This is a genomic window from Acetobacter sp. DsW_063 (assembly GCF_002153745.1).
Lineage (GTDB): Bacteria > Pseudomonadota > Alphaproteobacteria > Acetobacterales > Acetobacteraceae > Acetobacter.
This window is the reverse complement of the sequence record NZ_JOPL01000137.1, coordinates 1-2,157: the sequence shown is the minus strand read 5'-3', so window position 1 is coordinate 2,157 and position 2,157 is coordinate 1. Positions and strand designations below refer to the sequence as shown.

The 2,157-nt window shown below is 53.7% G+C and carries 3 protein-coding genes; 1 reads left to right on the top strand and 2 read right to left on the bottom strand.

Features of this window, described 5'->3' with window-relative positions; genetic code table 11:
- Window positions 1-294: 294 nt before the first annotated feature.
- A complete protein-coding gene (locus HK28_RS13280; RefSeq protein ID WP_086645015.1) occupies window positions 295-846 on the bottom strand; it encodes a hypothetical protein in 552 nt (183 codons plus the stop codon).
- A 3-nt stretch (window positions 847-849) separates the two neighbouring features.
- Window positions 850-1,536, bottom strand: a complete 687-nt coding sequence (locus HK28_RS13275; protein WP_158093479.1) for a S24 family peptidase — start codon at window positions 1,534-1,536, stop codon at window positions 850-852.
- Window positions 1,537-1,809: 273 nt separating this feature from the next.
- Here HK28_RS13275 and HK28_RS13270 point away from each other — a divergent pair, with 273 nt between their 5' ends.
- Entirely contained in the window at window positions 1,810-2,115 is a 306-nt protein-coding gene (locus tag HK28_RS13270) for a helix-turn-helix domain-containing protein (protein ID WP_086645013.1), read from the top strand.
- Window positions 2,116-2,157 lie beyond the last annotated feature (42 nt).

Sequence of the window (2,157 nt, the reverse complement as noted above, 5' to 3'; positions counted from 1 at the left end):
GTCTTTGAGCGATGTGTTTTTGCTGTCTGGGAGCCAGATGAAGCGGATCAGTGACGGAGGACATATGGTTCTGGACGGTAGATAACCGGGATTATCTGGGATCGTCCGGGATGTGACGGGACAAAATTTGGCCGTCCGCCGCGTGTTGCTCGCGCGCAAGATAGTTTTCCACAAGCCGCTCAGCCGTCTCGCCATGTTTGGAACAAAATCCGAAAAAACGGCTGCCGGGACACAAGATATGGAACAGTGGAGAGCGGCCCACGAGAGTGTGTTTGGGGCGGTCTTAGAGCGTTCTTACTGGTCGTCTTCAGTCTCGTTCTTCCCCCTTGCTGGATCATACTCGATCTGAGGCACGGCCACTGGCTTAACGTGCTCAGTTGTTATGATGCGAGCAATGGCGTGCGCCCTGGCTTCTGAAGCTGCGAGATCGGCCGGACGAAGCCCATGACAGTCAGCGATCATCGCTGACTGATCCCAAGAGGTGATGTAGGGCGAACCGCTGGCGGAAACGACCTGGCTCCATGCGCAGGCCTGAACTTGGTTAGTATTGACGGGGCCGTCATCCCCGTCAGGTAGAAGAAATTCAAATATGACGTCTTTTTGAGCCTTATAGTCACCAGCTAAGGCATTTACGTATTGCCTAATGAATCTATCCTGCTCTGAATGGCAGCTACTTGACGACCATTTGTAGCAGTGACCTAGATAAAACCTAGCCTGATCAACGTATGATTTATTTTTATTTGTAATGATACCAGAATAGCTAATCGTATCTGCGGAAGATCTATTGAGCACAACGATACTGCTAGTCATCAATCCAATTAACGCCAGTTGGATGCAGAATTTCATCGTTCACATCTCGCCCATGCGCCAGACGACGCGGCCTATGATTTTGGTGGGGGAGCCGCCGTCGGAGATCATCTGGCGGATCTGGGCGGCGTCCAGCTCTTCGGGGGAGTAGGCGGGGTTATCGCTCACCACCTCGACGTTGCCGTTGGTCTTGAGGTGCAGGCGTTTGACCAGGAGGCTGTTATCTATGCGGATGGCATAGATTGAGCCGCTTCGAATAGAGTCAACGTCTGTCCTGAGAATAATCCGGTCGCCTTCCTCTATTATTGGCTGCATGCTGTCGCCGCGCACAGTAACAGTGACAACATCTTTAAGATTAGAGAGCACGGACGGCGGCAACATTTTCTTCGGGAATGTGATTAATTCCGACGTTGGCGTCTGATTTCCATCTGCGCCGCCGCCAGCTGACAAATAAACGTCGTAATTGCGTATCTCGACAGCCTCTCCGCCCAAGCCAAGGGCGGTATCGATGTCAGTCAGTCCGTCATATGCGGCCGTAGTCGCGTCTTCGCCGCCAGAAACCAGCCACCCAAGACTGACTCCGCAAACATCCGCGAGCTTTGCTGCCACCGAGAGCTTCAACTCTGTGCCCGAGAGGTAGTCAGTCAACGAGCTCGCAGGAATGCCCGCTCGCGCCGCGACGTCTTTCTGAGTGCCAGTTTTCTTTACGGCTTCCCGAAGCCGAATCACAGTTGATTCGATTTGTCGGTTTGATGCGCGTTCCGACAAATTCGGAAGTTCGGATTTTTTGGGCATGTTTTCGTATTTAAATCAATATCATGTCGCGGTTATCCACAGAATATCCACAATCAACAACCGACAAACCGAATTATCACTTGATAATAATCCGATATTACGTATTCTCACGATAACACCTCACGAAGACGGGTTGCCGTGAAAAGTCACGGCGACGGTGGGTGAAAAAGGGGCGGTTGGGGCCGCCCCGGATTAAGGGGAGCTAGTATGGCACAAAAGCCCAAGGGGATGCATCCCGAGGACATCAAGGCGGCGCTTCGCGTTCGCCACGGGTCGCTGGCGGCATTTTCGATCCTGATCGGCCGCAATGAGCGCGCGGTCAGCAACGCGATCGGCCGACCGGGCTATTCCGCGCCGATCGAGCGTGAGATCGCAAAGGCTCTCGCGATGGCGCCCGAGAAAATTTGGCCTGAGCGGTATCATTCCGATGGGTCTCCGGTTTCGATGACTGTCGACAGAACGCCTACCGCGCTGCGGACGGCTGCACATCGTCAAAACGAGGTCGCGGCATGAACGTCATCGAGATCCCGCTTTCGGAGATCGATGTCAGCGACC